The following is a 15,590-nucleotide window of genomic DNA, read 5'->3' on the forward strand; positions in this document are numbered from 1 at the left end:
CGCAGTTCACGGGGTTGTAATCCGGTTTGTCGATGGGTGACCGGGCAACCGGAAAGCAGATAACGCGACTATAAACGCCGGTGAATGGAGGACGAGCGGTGCGAACCCTGCAGTTCAGCTACTTCGCGTTGAAGAGCACCACGACGTCGGCGGCGGAGATGACCGCCCGGATCGGCGCCGAGCCGGACGAGGTCCTGGTGCTGGGCTCGCGCGGGGCCCCGCCCCACTGCCACGCCTGGAAGATCGTCCGCCGCCGCGCGGAGAGCGTCGACGACCAGATCCAGCACCTCGTCGAGCGGCTGACCCCGGTCCACGCCGCGCTCGTCGAGCTGGTCAACGACCCCGCCATCATCCCGATCATGCAGGTCGTGCGCTACTTCGGCCACGAGGACGGCTTCGAGGACCCCCGTCCGCTTGGCTGGGGCCTGTCACCGGAGGTGCTGGCGTTCCTCACCGCCGTCAAGGCCCACCTCGACGTCGACGAGTACGACTGGTCCTAGACCGCATCCTCAGCACCCGCTGACCAGCTAGAATCTCCCCACGCACGCCATCGCCCGCCACCGCTCAACGCGCCTGGCAGTGGCGAAACGGGTTTGGGGTGCGTGGGCTCGGGCCTAGTACCGGTCTCGGTAGCGCACGCCGCGCAGCGCGCCCGCTCCTGCTGAGCCGCCGAGGATCATCGCCTCTTCGCGTGGGTCGCGTGCGCGCAGCCCCGCCAGGATGCGGTCCACTTGCACTTCGGCGGGTTCCTCGGTCACACCGAACATCCGGCTCAGGTGGTAGTAGTCGCCTCGCGGCGGGGTGTAGAAGGTCAGCTCGACGGTGCCGTCATTGGGGAAGGCGGCGCCGAAGCCGCTGTCCCAGCGCCCCAGAACGCCCGGATCGGCGCGCAGTGCTTCGCGCAGCAATCGGGAGATCGTTCGCGCGGGCCACTCCCACGAGCGGTCCCGGGTAGCGCGCTCCAGCTCGGCCTCGTACTGCGCGGCGGAGAACCGGAACTCCCCGTCGGGCACCTCGGCGCGGTCGGAGGTGTTCTCCCAGCCGTCCCAAATGATCTCCGCGCCCTCGCGGCGCATCCGCACCGACAGCGCGCCGCAGCACTCCGCGATGCACTCGGCCTCGGCGATGCGCACGATGCGCGGCTCGTCGCCAGGCGCCAAGCGGCCCGCCTCGCCCAGCACGTAGTCCGGGTCGTAGTTGGGGCCCGCGTCGAAGCACTCGGCCGCGATGTCGCGACCGTCGACGAGCACTCGCAGTTCGGCCTCGCCCCAGTCGGAGTCCGGGGGCGTGATCACGGTGAGAACCAGCTCGTTCAGCACGTTTCCCACGCTAACCCGGTGTCCGCGGCGGTGCGTGCAAACGTGCCCCAACTGGTGGTTTCAGCCCTGCCTGAAGCCGAGCGGTCGAACGTGAGGCCGTTGCTAGGTTCACGCCATCGAGGGGTGGGGGAGCGCCTTCGGGCGCTCCCTCCGATCGCGGGTCGCGCGCTCGAAGTCGAGCAGGTGCCGCTTGCGCTCGATGCCGCCGCCGTAACCGGTCAGGTCCCCCGTGGAACCCACCACGCGGTGGCACGGGACGATAATGCCCACGGGGTTCTTCCCGTTCGCCAGCCCGACCGCGCGTGAGGCCGTCGGCCGCCCGATGCGCTCCGCCAGCTCGCCGTAGGACACCGTCTCGCCGTACGGGATCTCCAGCAGCGCGGCCCACACCTGGCGCTGGAAGGGCGTTCCCGCCAGATTCAGCGACAGCTCGAAGTCCGTGAGCCGTCCCGCGAAGTACGCGTCCAGCTGCTCGATGACCTCGTCGAAGCCACTGTCCACTCTGGACCCGAACGTGGCTTCGGCCGGACGGTGCCGCTGCTCGACCATGTAGAGCCCGGACAGCTGACCGTCAGTCGCGACGAGCGTCAGCGGCCCGAACAGGCTGTCGGTCACCGTGTGCGTGCGCTGTGCCATGAGTAGATCTTCTCCTTACTGCGGAAGCAGGTTGATGGGGTGGTCACCGGTCGCCCACAGGTACTGAACGGCGTAGGCGCGCCACGGTCGCCACGCGCTCGCGTGCGCGGTCAGAGCTGCGGGAGTGGAGGGCAGCCCGAGTGCGTCGGCTGCGACACGGACGCCGAGGTCACTGGGGATGAACGCGTCCGGATCACCGAGAGCGCGCATCGCGATGGACTCGACGGTCCACGGGCCGAAACCGGGCAGCTCCGCGAGCTGTGCGCGAGTGCGATCCCAGTCGCTGCCAACGCCCAGGTCGATGTCGTGCAGTGCGTCGATGAGCGTGAGTAGCGTCGTCCTCCGGGAGCGCGGCAGCGCCAAGGACTCCGGGTCGACCTCTGCCAATGCTTCCGGCGTGGGGAACAGATGCGTCAGCCCACCGCCGGGGTCCTCGATCGGTTCGCCGTGCGCTGTCACTAGGCGGCCCGCGTGGGTGCGCGCGGCGGCCGTGGAGACCTGTTGGCCGAGGACCGCGCGCACGGCGAACTCGGCTCCGTCGACCGTGCGTGGCACCCGTCGTCCCGGTGCCTTCTCGACGAGCGGCTTGAGCACGGGGTCTTCGGAGAGCTGCGCGTCCACGGCGGTCGGGTCCGCGTCCAGGTCGAGCATCCACCGGCACCGGCTGATCGCGATGGACAGATCGCGGAGGTCGGTCAGTGTCAGCTGGCACGCGATGTGGTCAGGCATCGGCCGGAGCGCCACGATCCCGTGCCCGTGCGGCAAGCGCATCGTGCGGCGGTAGGCACCGTCCCGCCACTCCTCGACACCGGGCACCGCGGTCGCGGCGAGGTGACCGAAGAGGTTGTCGGGACACAGTGGCGCGCGGAACGGCAAGCGCAGCGAGAGCGTTCCGGAGGACGTGGTCTGCTTGGCGCGCTTGCGGAGCTCGGTTGGTGACAGTGCGAAAACCTCGCGCACGGTGTCGTTGAACGACCGGATGCTGGAGAAGCCAGATGCGAGCGCTACGTCGGACATCGACAGCGCGCTCGTCTCGATCAGGATTCGCGCGGACTGGGCGCGTTGGGCACGCGCGAGTGCTAGTGGCCCCGCGCCGAGTTCTGCGCGCAGTAGGCGTTCGAGCTGCCGTGTGCTGTAGCCGAGCCGCGCGGACAGACCAGGGACACCGTCGCGGTCGACGACTCCGTCAGCGATGAGTCGCATTGCGCGCGCGACTACGTCCGCGCGCTCGTTCCATTGCGGTGAGCCAGGACTGGCGTCGGGGCGACAGCGCTTGCACGCGCGGAAACCGGCCTGCTGCGCGGCGGCAGCGGTCGGGTAGAAGCGCATGTTCTGCGGCTTGGGCGGCACGACGGGGCAGCTCGCGCGGCAGTAGATGCGCGTGGTCAGCACAGCGGTGAAGAACCACCCGTCGAACCGCGCGTCCTTCGACTGGACCGCGCGGACGCAGCGCTGCGTGTCGTTGTGCATGCCCCCAGCCTCGCCGGGCCGCGGCGGGATTGCTAGCGGAAAAACGACACGGAACGGTGATGTCGTTTTTCTGCTGGACTCCGGTGCTGGGCTGGGGTGGACTGTGCCCATGACGAGAAGCCGCCACGAGTTGGCTGAGCTGTTCACTTCCTTGCACCACAACGGTTCCGTACTCGCTCTGCCCAACGCGTGGGATGTGATGAGCGCCCGTCTCGTCGAGCTGGAGGGGGCGGCCGCGATCGCCACCACGAGCGCCGGTGTGGCCTGGAGCCTGGGGGCGGCCGACGGCGATCAGCTCGACCGCGAGCGCGCGATCGACCTCGTGGCGCGCATCGTGCGAGCCGTCTCCGTCCCGGTCACCGCCGACATCGAGAGCGGCTTCGGCGCCACGGCAGCCGACGTTGCGGAGACGATTCGCGGTGTCGCGTCCGCCGGCGCGGTCGGGGTCAACCTGGAGGACGCCCACCACGGCGGCGACTCCCCGCTTCGTCCCATCGCTGACCAGGCCGAACGCATCGCGGCGGCGCGCGAGGCCGATCCCGTGCTCTACATCAACGCGCGGATCGACGTGTACCTGCTCGCGGTCGGCGACCTGGCTGCGCGCGTGGAGGCCACGGTCGAGCGCGCGCGTGCCTACCTCGACGCGGGCGCCAGCGGCGTCTTCGTGCCCGGAGTCGCCGACACGGAGACGATCTCCTTGCTGGCCAAGGAGATCAGCGCGCCGCTGAACGTGCTCGTCGGCCCGGGATCGCCGACCGTGTCGGAGCTGGGCGCGCTCGGCGTCGCGCGCGCCAGCCTCGGTTCCGGGCTCAGCCAGGCGGCTTACGCGGTCGTCCAGCGCGGCGCACGGGAGATGCTGACCAGCGGCACCTACACCGCGACCGCCGACGCGCTGGACTTCGGCACGCTCAACTCCGTGCTCTAACCCGCTTCGTGCATCGCCGCCACCGCCGCGTCGATCTCCTCCTTGGGGACGTCGCGGTCGTGGCGCGCGATGCACCAGCGGATGCCGAACGGGCACCGCACGACGCCGATCCGGTCGCCGGAGAACGTGTCGTCGATCGGCGTCAGGACCGTTGAGCCGGTCGCGACCGCCTTCTCGAACACCGCGTCCACCTCGGCCGTCCACACCGTGATCGTGAACGAGTTGCCCTCTGCGGGCGGGCCGACGATGCCGTAGTCCGGCATCGGCTCGGAGAGCTGGAACCGCCCGCCGCCGAGCGCGAGCTCCGCGTGCGCCACCGAGCCGTCCGGCGCGTCGAAGCGGTCGATCACCTCCGCGCCGAAGACGTCCTCGTAGTAGGCGAGTGCCTTCGCGCTGTCCGGCACGGCGAAGAACACGGTCAGGTTGGGGCTCCCGGACGGAGCCGGGCCGGTGTTGGTCGACATGCGCTCATCCTGCGCGCGGCCATGGAGCTGCGGCTTGGACAAACGCGACAGTGTCAGACCTGTTTGCGATCCTGGTGCCGTGGACGATGCCACTACTAGTGAGCTCGGGGTTCTCGACACCGGCGACCCCAGCTTCCGGTTGGAGCGCATCCCGTCGAGCCTCCCCCTCGTCGAGCGCTACTGGACAACCAGCTGGGACGTGGCCGCCGGGCGCACCGCCTCGGTGACGCTGCTGCCGCATCCCTGCGTGAACGTCGTGCTGGAGCGTGGCCAGCTCCTGATCAGCGGTGTCGGCCGGGAGCGCTTCACCTATTCCTATCAGGGAACCGGTCGTGTCTTCGGCATCAAGTTCCGGCCGGGTGGGTTCCAGCCGTTCTACGGCGGTTCCGTCGCCGAGCTGACCGATCAGGTTCGTCCGCTGTCGACGTTGTGGGGAGCGTCGGCTGACCGTTTCGCTGCTTCGTTGGAGGCGGCTTCGGACCCGGTGGCGGTGGCGGAGAAGTACCTCCTGGAGCACTGGCCTGCACGGGTCGATTCCGAGGTGTTGCTGGTTGAGCGGATTGTGCACGCGTTGTTGCGGGATCGCGAGATCGTGCGTGTGGGGGATGTGACGGAGCGGTTCGGAGTTTCTGTTCGGACCGTGCAGCGGTTGTTTCGGAGATATGTGGGGGTTGGGCCGAAGTGGGTGTTGAAGAGGTATCGGTTGCACGAGGCCGCTGATCGGTTGGCGGCGGGGGAGGCGGTGGGTTGGGCTGAGTTGGGGTATTGCGATCAGTCGCATTTCATTCGGGATTTTGTGCGGGTTGTGGGGGTTTCGCCGTCTGTGTGGTGTGCTGGGGTCTCGGGGTGAGGTGCGGGCGGGCTGGGCTTTGGTGGGCTTCCAGCCTGCGCCGGTATCAGCGTGGGTGCGGCTGGGCTTCCAGCTGGCGCCTGTACCAGCGGTGGGGTCGGCTTGACCTGGGGCCCCTTGCGCGTGCCCCTGGGCCTTACAGGGGCACGGGATAGAACACCCGGCCCTCGCGCGAGCGTATGGCACGCGCACCCCTGGTAAAGCCTCGGCTGCGTTGTGCGCCTTGCGTTCCAGCGTGGGGCTTTCGGTATTTCGGGCGCCTGGGAATTCACCCCTTAGAGCCATGATCGTCTATTTAAACGGCGTAGAATAAAGGTATGGATTCCGACGCCGTCTTGAAGACGGCCTTCACCGGCATGGGCAAAGCCGTAGCCGACTTCTCCGTGACCCTGCTCGACTACATTTCCGACCTCGACCCCCGCGACCGGGAATTCTCTGAAGAGATCCTGATGCGTGAACTGCGCGTATCCCGGGTCAAGGCAGCCAGGTTGATCGACCGGGCGACGGACTTGACCTCTCGGCCGGGAGTGTTGAAGGCGATGGCCGAAGGCCGAGTCGACGAGGGCAAAGCGCTCATGATCATCGACCTGCTCCGAGTCCTCTCGGCCGTGCACGCCGCGATCGCCGAAGAAGCCCTGCTGGCACACGCGGAGAAGAACCCCTACTCCACCACCCGCCAGTACGCGGTCCGGTTCATCCACCGCCTCGACCCCACCGCAGCCGAACGCCGCTTCCAGGAGAAGCGGAAGACCCGGTTGGTGGAGAAGATCAACCAGGACGACGGCATGGCCCTGCTCCGAGTACTGATGACCGCCCATGACGCCGCCATGGTCTATGACCACATCAACCGCATCGCCCGATCCCTGCCCAAAGACGACCGCACCCTGGACCAGAAACGATCCGACATCGCGAAGGATCTGTTGCTGGGCAAGGACACCCCCGCCCCGCAGGGCCGGACGATGGTGTACCTGACGATGCCGATCACCTCAGCACTCGGCCTCACCCAGGACCCCGCGATCCTCGGCGGTTACGGCCCCATCCCGGCACCGATCGCCCGCGAGATCGCCGCGGGCGGAGTCTGGAAGCGGATCTTGACCGACCCGGTGACAGGGGCGGCCGAGGAGATCAGCAACGTCTACCGGCCCACCGCCAAACAACGAGAGCTGATCGCAGCCAGATACCCGACCTGCATGGCGATCGGCTGCAACCAGCCCGCACACCGCTGCGATCTTGATCATTGCCGTCGCTACAACGGCGAGAACACCACACTCGACAACCTGCGACCGAAATGCCGTCGGCATCACCGGATGAAGACCCACTCGAACTGGAAGTGCGAGAACCAGGAGGACGGGACGCACACCTGGACCACGCCGAGTGGGAAGACCGAGGACGTCCACCCGGTGCCCATCGCCGAACCGGCCCCGTTCTAGGACACGACCTCGATGTCCACGCCGTGGTGAGTTCCCGTGGACTGCGCGAAGGTGCTGCGCGGTAGAGAAGAGGGCTTCGCCACGGAGGTGGCGGCATTGCGGGACGGTGTCCCGCCGAGGACGTGGCCTACTGGGATGCGCTGGCCACGCCCCCGGACCTGACCGGCCGGGAATCGACGATGCAGGACCAGGGGCGGGGCGACCTCGACGGCGCGACGCGTTGCTGCGGAGCGCCGTCGGGCTCGCTCAGCTAGAACCTGTCACCAGGTGACGGGTAGCGATGCCAGGCCGTAGACCACGGAGAACGCGCGGAACTCGACCTCGTCGACCGGAAGGGCTGGGCGCAGCTTGGGGAAGCGCCGCAGCAGTGCCGGGTAGGCGACGCGCATCTCCATCCGGGCCAGCGGCGCGCCCAGGCAGTGGTGCACGCCGTGGCCGAACGCCAGGTGCGGCGCGGTCTTGCGGCCGATGTCCAGGGCCTCCAGGTTCTCGCCCATCGCCGGGTCCCGGTTGCCCGCCGGGATCGAGAAGATCACCAGCTCGCCCTTGCCGATGCGCTGCCCGCCCAGCTCGGTGTCGTCGATCGCCCAGCGCGGCGCGATGGTGTGGGTGATCGACATGTAGCGCAGCAGCTCCTCCACGGCCGCCTCGACGTGCTCGTCGGACTCGGCGAGCGCGCGCTGGTCGGGGTGCTGCAACAGCTTCAGCGTGCCGAGGCCGAGCATGTTCGAGGTGGTCTCGTGCCCGGCGAGCAGCAACAGGTCGGCGACCCCGACCAGCTCGGCGTCGGTGACCTTGTCGGCGTGCTCGCGGATCAGCATGCCGATCATGTCCTCGCCGGGGGCCGCGCGCTGGCTCTGCACGAGCTTGGCCATGTACGCCAACGACTCCTGGGTCGCCGACAGGCGCACCTCCATCGCCACCGACATGTCCAGGCGGAGGTTGCTCAGCCGCTGGAAGTCCTCGCGGTCCTCGTAGGGCACGCCGAGCAGCTCGCAGATCACCAGCGACGGGATCGGCAGCGCGAACGCCTGCACCAGGTCCACCGGTGGCCCGGCCTGCTCCATCGCGTCGAGGTGCTCCTCGACGATCGCCTCGATCCTGGGCTGGAGCCTGCGGATGCGCCGCACGGTGAACTCCGGCGTGAGCAGCCTGCGCAGGCTCGTGTGCTCCGGCGGGTCGTAGTTGAGCAGCATCCCGGAGGCCTCCTGCCGCGCGAACGGCGGCAGGTCGGCGGCGTGCCGGGGGTTGTTGGCGAAGCGGGACGCATCGCCGAGCGCCTCGCGGATCAGCTCGTAGCGGGTGACCAGCCAGGCGTCGGAGCCCCACATGGTGCGGATCTTGGTGACCGGTTCCCGCTCGCGCAGCGCGGCCAGCTCGGGAGCGGGGTCGAAGGCGTCGCGCCGGATGTGCACGGGGGCCTCGGTCATCACGGGCAGAGGGCTGTCGGTCATCGCGGTCCCGTTCGTGTGGTGGGTCAACCGCTAATCCGATATGGAACTCTCGGTTAGCTCCCCACCGAAGCTAGCACAACTGATAGTCGGCTCTCATCTGATAGCGTTCCGCACATGAACGCCCCAGGTCAGCGCCCCCTGCGCGCGGACGCGCTGCGCAACGCCGAGCGCCTGGTGATCGCCGCGCGCCAGGCCTTCGCCGAGGACGGGCCCGAGGTCTCGCTGGAGGAGATCGCGCGCCGGGCCGGGGTCGGCGTGGCCACGCTCTACCGGCGCTTCGCGAGCAAGGACGACCTGGTGGCCGCCGTGCTGGTGTGGCGCTACGACGAGCGCGTCGCGCCGGTGCTGGAGTCCGCGCTGGTGGCGGAGGACCCGTGGTGCGGCGTGGTGTCCTCGCTGGAGGCGGCGTTGAGCCTGGCCTGGGAGGAGCAGCACACCTTCCACGCGGCGAAGAACCTGGGCGCGGTCGGCGAGAGCCTGCACGACCGCTTCTTCACCGCCCTCGGCGCGCTCGTCGCCAGGGCGCAGGCCGCGGGGTGCCTGCGGGCGGACCTCACCGCGGAGGACCTGCCGCCGTTGACGTACATGGTGATGGGCGCGCTGCGCGTGGTGCGCTCGCCGGAGTGGGACTGGCGCCGCTACCTCGCGGTGGTCCTCGACGGCCTCCGCCCGGAGGGCGCGACCCCGCTGCCGGAACTGCGCGGCTAGTGGACGCCGAGCGCGTGGCTGCGTTGCATGCAGCGCTGCCCGCTGGCACAGATTTCGCTTCAGCGACACGAGATCTGTTCGGCTGGCAGGTGCATCGGCGCGCAGGTCTGCGCATCGCGTTCTCCGACGAGCCGCTGCGGCTGGACCCGGTCGTTGTGTTGGGGCTGCTCGGTGTTCGTGCTCCGTGCTGAGTCGTCCGCGTCATCACTGAGCCGCGGCGGAGCGGCTTCGCTTACGGCACGGCTGCCCGGTCATCCGAACCACGGCGAGGAGGAATTCGTTCTACAGCACCAGGATGACGGCACTGCCACGCCGTCACCGGTCGCTGTCTGCGCGCGCTCACCGGTTAGCGTGCGTCCAGCTCCGCCGCCTCCTCCGGAGTGGGCGCGGAGCCGCCGAGGTGCGCGGGCTGCCACCACATCTCGTCGGGGGCGGGGCTCTCCGGGTAGCCGCGCTGCGCCTTGTCGAGCAGGTCGGTCATGCGCTTGTGCAGCTCGGCGGTGACCTCGTTGGGGTCCTGCTCCGGAGTCGGGTGCAGCGGCTCGCCGATCAGGATGGTGATCGGCAGGTGCCGCGTGCCGAGCGCGCGCGGGCGGCCCTTGGTCCACATCCGCTGCGTGCCCCAGACGGCCATCGGCAGCAGCGGAGCGCCCACGGCGGCGGCCATGCGGGCGGCGCCGGACTTGATGTCCTTCACGGTGAAGGAGCGGCTGATCGTGGCCTCGGGGAACACGCCGATCACCTCGCCGTCGCGCAGCGCGGCCAGTGCCTGGTCGTACGCGGCCTCCCCGGCCTTGCGGTCGACCGGGATGTGGTGCATCCCGCGCATCAGCGGCCCGGCGACGACGTTGTCGAAGACCTCCTTCTTCGCCATGAAGCGCACGAGCCGGTTCGCCGGCTGCGCGCCGAGGCCGCAGAAGATGAAGTCCAGGTAGCTCACGTGGTTGCTCGCCAGCACCGCGGCGCCCTCGTTGGGGACGTGCTCGGCGCCTTCGACCTTGATCCTCATGTCCAGCACGCGGAACATGGTCTTCGCGAGCGCGACCACCGGGGGATAGACGATCTCAGCCATGAGTGTTTGTCGACCGATCTGGAGCAGGGGAAACCGGACATCTCGAAGTTAGGGCGTGCCGAGGCGCGCGCACTATGTCGTGGGTCACGTCGTCGTCAACCCTAGGCGCCGGACGGCGTCCACTGTTCGTGGAATCAAAGGTCCGCAAGGTCGTCGTCGTGCTCTGCGCCGTGGCGCTCACCGGTGTGTTCGTGCTGGTGGTCGTGCGTCTGGTCGGGCTGGACGCGGGCACTCCGCTGGCGCTGCCGATCTCCGGGCTGCCCTTCGCCGCTGTGGGAACCCTGATCGTTCTCCCGGCGGTGCTGGCGCTGCGGGCTCGCTGGCTCTCCGTCGCCGCGGCGGTCATGGTGGCGTTGCAGGTGTTCTGGCTCGCGCCGCGCTTCGTCGCCAACGGAGCGGAGGTCGCCGCCGACGCGCCGAGGCTGCGCGTGGCGACCAGCAACGCCCTGCACAGCAACGTCGACCCGAAGGCGCTGGTGGAGCTGGTGCGCGCGCAGCGCGTCGACGTGCTCGCAGTGCAGGAGCTCGGCCCGAAGGGCGTGCGGCTGCTCGACGAGGCGGGCATGCGGGAGCTGATGCCGCACCGCGAACTCCACCCGGAGATCGACACCTCGATCTACTCGCGGTTGCCGCTCAGCGCGGGCGGACTCGTGAACCAGCCGACGACCTGGCCGCAGACCACCGCGACGGTCATGGTCGGCGGCCACCCCGTGCGCGTCATCGGCGTGCACACGCTCTGGCCGGTGGAGAAGCCCGCGTCGTGGACGGCCGACCTCCGCGCACTGCGGGCCGAGGCGGGGCCGAACGTGGTGATGCTGGGCGATTTCAACGCCACCCTCGACCACACGCCCATGCGCGAACTGCTCGCGGCGGGCCTCTCCGACGCGCACGCCGAGCTCGGGCGCGGGTGGGCGCCGACGTGGCCCGCCGACCGACCGGTGATCCAGATCGACCACGTGCTGCACGGCAGGTCGCTGCGCGCGGTGTCGGCCTCCGAGCACACGCTGCCCGGGACCGATCACCGCGCCGTGGTCGCGGAGCTGGCCTACCAGGCCGAGGGCGCGTAGTCCTTCATGAAGCAGCCGAAGATGTCCTCGCCAGCCTCACCGCGCACGATGGGGTCGTAGACCCGCGCGGCACCGTCGACCAGGTCCAGCGGCGCGTGGAAGCCCTCGGTGGCCAGGCGGATCTTGGTCGGGTGCGGGCGCTCGTCGGTGATCCAGCCGGTGTCCACCGCCGTCATCAGGATGCCGTCGTTGTCCAGCATCTCCTGGGCGCTGGTCCTGGTGAGCATGTTCAGCGCGGCCTTGGCCATGTTCGTGTGCGGGTGGCCCGGCCCCTTGTACGCGCGGCTGAACTGGCCCTCCATCGCGGAGACGTTCACGACGTACTTGCGCCGCGCGGTGGAGGCGGCCATCGCCGGGCGCAGCCTGCTGACCAGGATGAACGGCGCGGTGGCGTTGCACAGCTGGACCTCCAGCATCTCCAGCGGCTCGACCTCCTCGACCTTCTGCGTCCAGCTGTTGATGTCGTGCAGGTCCGGGACGAGTCCGCCCGCGTCGATCGCGGTGTTGTCGGCGATCCGCTCCAGCGATGCCGAGCCCGCGCGCAGCGCCAGGCTGGTCACGTCCAGGTGGCTCTTGCTGGTCAGCTCGGTCAGCGCCAGCGGGTGCGCGTCGCTGATGTGGCCGAAGGCGATCATCTCCGGCAGTTCGCCCGCGGGCAGCGGGTCGGATTCGGCGGCCACGAGCGGGCCGTAGGAACCGGGGGAGCGGCGCACGGTCTGCGCGGCGTTGTTGATCAGGATGTCCAGCGGACCCGCCTCGGCGACCGAGTCGGCCAGCGCCACCACCTGCGCGGGGTCGCGGAGGTCGATGCCGACGATGCGCAGCCGGTGCAGCCAGTCCGCGCTGTCCGGCATCGCAGCGAAGCGGCGGACGGCGTCGTTGGGGAAGCGCGTGGTGATCGTGGTGTGCGCGCCGTCGCGCAGCAGCCGCAGCGCGATGTACATGCCGATCTTCGCCCGCCCGCCGGTGAGCAGCGCGCGGCGCCCGGTGAGGTCGGTGCGCGCGTCCCGGCGGTCGCGGTTGAGCTTCGCGCACGGCGGGCAGAGCTGGTGGTAGAACGCGTCGACCTCGTGGTACCGGTTCTTGCACGTGTAGCAGGCCCGGGCGCGCAGCAGGGTGCCCGCGGTCGCTCCGGTGGCGTTGGAGACCAGCGGGATGCCCTCGGTCTCGTCGTCGATGCGCGTGGGCGAGCCGGTCGCGGTCGCGGCGGTCACCGCGTTGTCGGCGGCCGTCACGGCGTCGCGCCGGATCGTGCGCTTGCGCTTCTTGACGCCCTTGTACAGCCGCGATGTCGCGCGCTGGAGCTGGACGACGTCCGGGTGCTCCGGCGGCAGCTCGTCCGCCTCAGCCAGGACCTTGAGGCATTCCGCCAGCCTCGCCGGGTCGATGCCCACCGTCTCCACATCCACCGTCGTCATAACCACTTACCGTCGTCTCGAACCCCGTACCTGCCGGAAAGACTGTACGGGGTCCGAGACGACAGCCAGGTCAGCCGGTGTGCAACCGGAGCCCGTAGACGTTGAGCACCTCGGTCAGCGGCTGGAACCAGGTCTCACCGCCGGAGTTGCAGTCGCCCCAGCCGCCGGAGGTCATGCCCTGGGCCTGGTCGCCGGTGACGAACGAGCCGCCGGAGTCGCCGCCCTGCGCGCACGCGCTCGTCTTGATCAGCTGGTGCACGAGCTGGCCGTTGCCGTAGTTGACCGTCTCGTTCTTGGCCAGCACCTGACCGCAGCGCCAATGCGTGGTCGAGCCGGAGCGGCAGATCGAGCTGCCGACCGGCGCCTCCCACTGGCCGCGCACGAGGACGTCGGAGACCGCGCCCCAGCCCAGCACGACCGGAACCGTCCACCAGCCGTTGCCCGTGCGGACGAACGCGTAGTCGTTGCCGGGGAAGGAAGATCCGGCGAACTGGCCCTGCGCCGACCAGTCCCAGCCTTGCGTGTTCGCGCCCGTGCCCGCGCAGTGGCCCGCGGTCACGAAGCCGCCGTGCACGGAGAACCCGATCGAACAGCGGACGTAGCCGCCCGACACCGGCACGTAGTACGGGTCGCCGCCGACCGTGCCCGCCGCGTAGGTCCTCGGCCGCTCGGCATTCCTGCGCACCGTGACAGGTCCGGATTTCCGTGCTTCGGCGAGGAACGCCTCAACCTCGGGCGTTTCCGCGCCCACGGTCACGACGACGCTGCCGGACTTGGGGTCCGGGTGCCAGCTGTGCACCGCGTCGGGCGCCTTCGTCGTTTTCGCGACGCCGTCGATCCGGCTCTGCGCGGCGTCCAGCTCCGCCGCGGTCCGGCTCACCCTGGCGACCTCGGCTCCGGTCGCCCGCACGGCGGCTTCCGCGCTCTTGTCGGTCACGCCGACGACGAGCTTGCCCTTGTCCGGGTCGAACCAGGAGCCGCCGAACGCTTTTCCGGCCGCTTGTTCAGCCGAGGTGTCGATCTTTCGGAGTTCTGCTTCTTGGCGGATGCGCTGCTGCGCCTGCGGCTCGGTCATGCCGAGATCGCGCTGCATTGCTGAGACCAGCCCGGGAGACATTTCTTGGGCTGTTGCCGGGACCGCCACGAAGGCGGTGGCGGCTAATGCCGCGGATAAAATTGACATGCTGAGGACGACGTGCCGCTTCATGGTGCTCCTCATGCGTGGCAGGGAGATGAGGGGCGCATACCCGGCGCGGCGGCATCACGTCGGGGCTGGCTCGTGCACTGGGAAGATTAACCGTCGACAGTTGCCAGTGGCTACAGAACCAACGACCGAACAATCGCGAGCGCTTCGGCCACTCGGGAGGGTTCGGTTCGGTGGCTGAGCACGCACATGCGCAGCAGATAGTCCCCGCGCACACGTGTGCTGGACAGGAAAACCCTTTCCGTGGCGTTGATGCGCTCCAGCAAGCGTCTGTTCTCCGCGTCGCCTGCTCCATCCAGCCGGAAGACGTTCACCGTCAGGTCCGGCTTCAGCGGAACGTCCACTTCCGGCAAGGCGCTCAGCTCGCGGTGCACCTCCTCGGCGAGGTCCAGTTTCTGGTCCAGCGCGCGGCGGAACGCGGCGACCCCGTGCAGGTGCAGCGGCAACCACATGCGCAGGCCGCGGAACTCCCTCGTCAGCTCCGGCCCGAAGTCGCAGTAGTCCGGGGGCCATTGATCGCGCTGGAGATCTTGGAGGTAGGTCGCGTCCACCGTATGCGCCGCGCGCAGCGTCGCCGGGTCGCGCACGAGCAGGACTCCCGTGCCGTAGGCCAGGAACATCGTCTTGTGCGGGTCGATCGTGATCGAGTCCGCCCGCTCGACACCCCGCAGCTTCGCCCGCCCGCGCTCCGTCAACTGGAACCCGCCGCCGTACGCGCCGTCCACGTGGAACCACAACCCGTGCCGCTCCGCGGTCCCCGCGAGCGCGTCCAGCGGGTCGATCGTGCCCGTGCTCGTGCTGCCCGCTGTGCCGACCACGAGGAACGGATCGCGTCCTGCCGCCCGATCCTTGGTGATCAGCTCCTCGGCGGCGTCGGCGTCCATGCGCTGGTCCTCCGTCACCGGCACCACCCGCAGCTGGTCCGGTCGGAGCCCCGCGATGCGCGCGGCCTTCGCGACGCTGAGGTGCGTGTGCTCGGTGACGTAGATCGTCCCGTTCCTGGGCGCCCGGCTCTCCCGGGCCGCGACCACCGCCGCGAGCGTCGCCAGCGACCCGCCCGTGGTGATCACCCCGCCCGCTCCGGCCGGCAGCGCGAACTCCCGGCAGAGCCACTGGATGACGCTGTCCTCCATCGCCACCAGGTCCGGCGCCATCGAGCCCACGCCGGTGAACCGGTTGACCAGCAACGACAAGAACTCGCCGAGCGCGGACGACACCAGCCCGCCCGCCGGGAAGTACGCGAGGTACCCCGGTCCGGCCGTCTCCACCGCGTTCCGCGCTGCTTCCCGGAAGGTTTCCAGCAGCTCCGCGAACTCCCCGGGAGTTTCGGCCGGTCCCTCGTACTTGACGGCTGCCGTCAAGTGGGAAGCGGGCGCGGTCGGCAGTCCCTCCAGGAACTCCGTCGCGAAGTCCCGTGTCGCCGCCATCATCTCGGCCAGCTCGTCGCGGCCAGGATCGAAGATCATGCTCGCCAGGCTAGAAACCCCAGGTGGACCCCGTCTTGTACGTTATTGCGCCCTGGTGACGAATTCAGGTGGGCGTGAATCCGCCGATCGGGTCCCGGTGGGGGCGT

General features: G+C 69.5%; 17 protein-coding genes. 8 read left to right on the top strand and 9 right to left on the bottom strand.

The features are described from left to right. Nucleotides 1-98 precede the first annotated feature (98 nt). Complete coding sequence (locus CCN37_RS01995) at nucleotides 99-500, top strand: DUF4279 domain-containing protein (protein ID WP_086818882.1); 402 nt, start codon at nucleotides 99-101, stop codon at nucleotides 498-500. A gap of 114 nt (nucleotides 501-614) precedes the next feature. On the opposite strand, the gene CCN37_RS02000 is transcribed toward CCN37_RS01995, so the two are convergent. From CCN37_RS02000 to CCN37_RS02010, 3 genes are all read right to left on the bottom strand, one after another. Then, nucleotides 615-1,319 carry a hypothetical protein gene (locus CCN37_RS02000; protein WP_143261375.1) on the bottom strand — a complete coding sequence of 235 codons (705 nt, stop codon included), beginning with the start codon at nucleotides 1,317-1,319 and terminating at the stop codon, nucleotides 615-617. Nucleotides 1,320-1,427: 108 nt separating this feature from the next. Further along, entirely contained in the window at nucleotides 1,428-1,955 is a 528-nt protein-coding gene (locus tag CCN37_RS02005) for a methylated-DNA--[protein]-cysteine S-methyltransferase (protein ID WP_086818884.1), read from the bottom strand. 15 nt (nucleotides 1,956-1,970) lie between these two features. After that, nucleotides 1,971-3,425, bottom strand: a complete 1,455-nt coding sequence (locus CCN37_RS02010; protein WP_086818885.1) for an AlkA N-terminal domain-containing protein — start codon at nucleotides 3,423-3,425, stop codon at nucleotides 1,971-1,973. Nucleotides 3,426-3,534: 109 nt separating this feature from the next. Here CCN37_RS02010 and CCN37_RS02015 point away from each other — a divergent pair, with 109 nt between their 5' ends. After that, nucleotides 3,535-4,350: an isocitrate lyase/phosphoenolpyruvate mutase family protein gene (locus tag CCN37_RS02015; RefSeq protein ID WP_086818886.1), complete on the top strand. Its 816-nt coding sequence runs from the start codon at nucleotides 3,535-3,537 to the stop codon at nucleotides 4,348-4,350. On the opposite strand, the gene CCN37_RS02020 is transcribed toward CCN37_RS02015, so the two are convergent. After that, nucleotides 4,347-4,814, bottom strand: coding sequence for a glyoxalase/bleomycin resistance/extradiol dioxygenase family protein (locus CCN37_RS02020; protein WP_168200486.1), 468 nt, complete (start codon nucleotides 4,812-4,814; stop codon nucleotides 4,347-4,349). The genes CCN37_RS02015 and CCN37_RS02020 overlap by 4 nt on opposite strands. A gap of 79 nt (nucleotides 4,815-4,893) precedes the next feature. Between CCN37_RS02020 and CCN37_RS02025 the strand changes: the two genes are divergently transcribed. From CCN37_RS02025 to CCN37_RS41975, 3 genes are all read left to right on the top strand, one after another. Beyond that, nucleotides 4,894-5,664, top strand: coding sequence for an AraC family transcriptional regulator (locus CCN37_RS02025; protein ID WP_168200487.1), 771 nt, complete (start codon nucleotides 4,894-4,896; stop codon nucleotides 5,662-5,664). A 317-nt stretch (nucleotides 5,665-5,981) separates the two neighbouring features. Continuing rightward, a complete protein-coding gene (locus CCN37_RS02030; protein WP_086818888.1) occupies nucleotides 5,982-7,094 on the top strand; it encodes an HNH endonuclease signature motif containing protein in 1,113 nt (370 codons plus the stop codon). Between the two features lie 122 nt (nucleotides 7,095-7,216). Further along, nucleotides 7,217-7,348, top strand: coding sequence for a hypothetical protein (locus CCN37_RS41975; protein ID WP_256388003.1), 132 nt, complete (start codon nucleotides 7,217-7,219; stop codon nucleotides 7,346-7,348). Nucleotides 7,349-7,354: 6 nt separating this feature from the next. Here the strand turns inward: CCN37_RS41975 and CCN37_RS02035 are convergent, their stop codons facing one another. After that, nucleotides 7,355-8,548, bottom strand: coding sequence for a cytochrome P450 (locus CCN37_RS02035; RefSeq protein ID WP_210407831.1), 1,194 nt, complete (start codon nucleotides 8,546-8,548; stop codon nucleotides 7,355-7,357). A gap of 114 nt (nucleotides 8,549-8,662) precedes the next feature. On the opposite strand from CCN37_RS02035, the gene CCN37_RS02040 reads away from it, so the two are divergent. Together CCN37_RS02040 and CCN37_RS39590 are read left to right on the top strand one after the other, a co-directional pair. Continuing rightward, nucleotides 8,663-9,256 carry a TetR/AcrR family transcriptional regulator gene (locus CCN37_RS02040; protein WP_210407832.1) on the top strand — a complete coding sequence of 198 codons (594 nt, stop codon included), beginning with the start codon at nucleotides 8,663-8,665 and terminating at the stop codon, nucleotides 9,254-9,256. Between the two features lie 14 nt (nucleotides 9,257-9,270). Further along, complete coding sequence (locus tag CCN37_RS39590) at nucleotides 9,271-9,447, top strand: DUF1990 family protein (RefSeq protein WP_168200488.1); 177 nt, start codon at nucleotides 9,271-9,273, stop codon at nucleotides 9,445-9,447. Nucleotides 9,448-9,602: 155 nt separating this feature from the next. On the opposite strand, the gene CCN37_RS02050 is transcribed toward CCN37_RS39590, so the two are convergent. Then, nucleotides 9,603-10,328, bottom strand: coding sequence for a 1-acyl-sn-glycerol-3-phosphate acyltransferase (locus CCN37_RS02050; RefSeq protein WP_086818890.1), 726 nt, complete (start codon nucleotides 10,326-10,328; stop codon nucleotides 9,603-9,605). Between the two features lie 128 nt (nucleotides 10,329-10,456). Here CCN37_RS02050 and CCN37_RS02055 point away from each other — a divergent pair, with 128 nt between their 5' ends. Further along, nucleotides 10,457-11,395, top strand: a complete 939-nt coding sequence (locus CCN37_RS02055; protein WP_210407833.1) for an endonuclease/exonuclease/phosphatase family protein — start codon at nucleotides 10,457-10,459, stop codon at nucleotides 11,393-11,395. On the opposite strand, the gene CCN37_RS02060 is transcribed toward CCN37_RS02055, so the two are convergent. From CCN37_RS02060 to CCN37_RS02070, 3 genes are all read right to left on the bottom strand, one after another. Next, on the bottom strand, nucleotides 11,374-12,813 hold the full coding sequence (locus CCN37_RS02060) for an SDR family oxidoreductase (RefSeq protein ID WP_086818892.1): 1,440 nt from the start codon (nucleotides 12,811-12,813) through the stop codon (nucleotides 11,374-11,376). The two genes, CCN37_RS02055 and CCN37_RS02060, sit on opposite strands and share 22 nt — an antisense overlap. Nucleotides 12,814-12,883: 70 nt before the next feature. Then, a complete protein-coding gene (locus CCN37_RS02065) occupies nucleotides 12,884-14,020 on the bottom strand; it encodes a S1 family peptidase (RefSeq protein ID WP_086818893.1) in 1,137 nt (378 codons plus the stop codon). Nucleotides 14,021-14,130: 110 nt separating this feature from the next. Continuing rightward, nucleotides 14,131-15,483, bottom strand: coding sequence for an aminotransferase class V-fold PLP-dependent enzyme (locus CCN37_RS02070; protein ID WP_086818894.1), 1,353 nt, complete (start codon nucleotides 15,481-15,483; stop codon nucleotides 14,131-14,133). Between the last annotated feature and the right edge of the window lie 107 nt (nucleotides 15,484-15,590).

Origin of the sequence: Allokutzneria sp. NRRL B-24872, assembly GCF_002155965.1 — a bacterium.
Taxonomy (GTDB): domain Bacteria; phylum Actinomycetota; class Actinomycetes; order Mycobacteriales; family Pseudonocardiaceae; genus Allokutzneria.

Bases quoted from the DNA above. Each gene is read 5' to 3' on its own strand.
- CCN37_RS02005 (WP_086818884.1), bottom strand. From the start codon at position 1,955: ATGGCACAGCGCACGCACACGGTGACCGACAGCCTGTTCGGGCCGCTG.
- CCN37_RS02010 (WP_086818885.1), bottom strand. From the start codon at position 3,425: ATGCACAACGACACGCAGCGCTGCGTCCGCGCGGTCCAGTCGAAGGAC.
- CCN37_RS02015 (WP_086818886.1), top strand. From the start codon at position 3,535: ATGACGAGAAGCCGCCACGAGTTGGCTGAGCTGTTCACTTCCTTGCAC.
- CCN37_RS02020 (WP_168200486.1), bottom strand. From the start codon at position 4,814: ATGTCGACCAACACCGGCCCGGCTCCGTCCGGGAGCCCCAACCTGACC.
- CCN37_RS02030 (WP_086818888.1), top strand. From the start codon at position 5,982: ATGGATTCCGACGCCGTCTTGAAGACGGCCTTCACCGGCATGGGCAAA.
- CCN37_RS02035 (WP_210407831.1), bottom strand. From the start codon at position 8,548: ATGACCGACAGCCCTCTGCCCGTGATGACCGAGGCCCCCGTGCACATC.
- CCN37_RS02040 (WP_210407832.1), top strand. From the start codon at position 8,663: ATGAACGCCCCAGGTCAGCGCCCCCTGCGCGCGGACGCGCTGCGCAAC.
- CCN37_RS02050 (WP_086818890.1), bottom strand. From the start codon at position 10,328: ATGGCTGAGATCGTCTATCCCCCGGTGGTCGCGCTCGCGAAGACCATG.
- CCN37_RS02060 (WP_086818892.1), bottom strand. From the start codon at position 12,813: ATGACGACGGTGGATGTGGAGACGGTGGGCATCGACCCGGCGAGGCTG.
- CCN37_RS02065 (WP_086818893.1), bottom strand. From the start codon at position 14,020: ATGAAGCGGCACGTCGTCCTCAGCATGTCAATTTTATCCGCGGCATTA.
- CCN37_RS02070 (WP_086818894.1), bottom strand. From the start codon at position 15,483: ATGATCTTCGATCCTGGCCGCGACGAGCTGGCCGAGATGATGGCGGCG.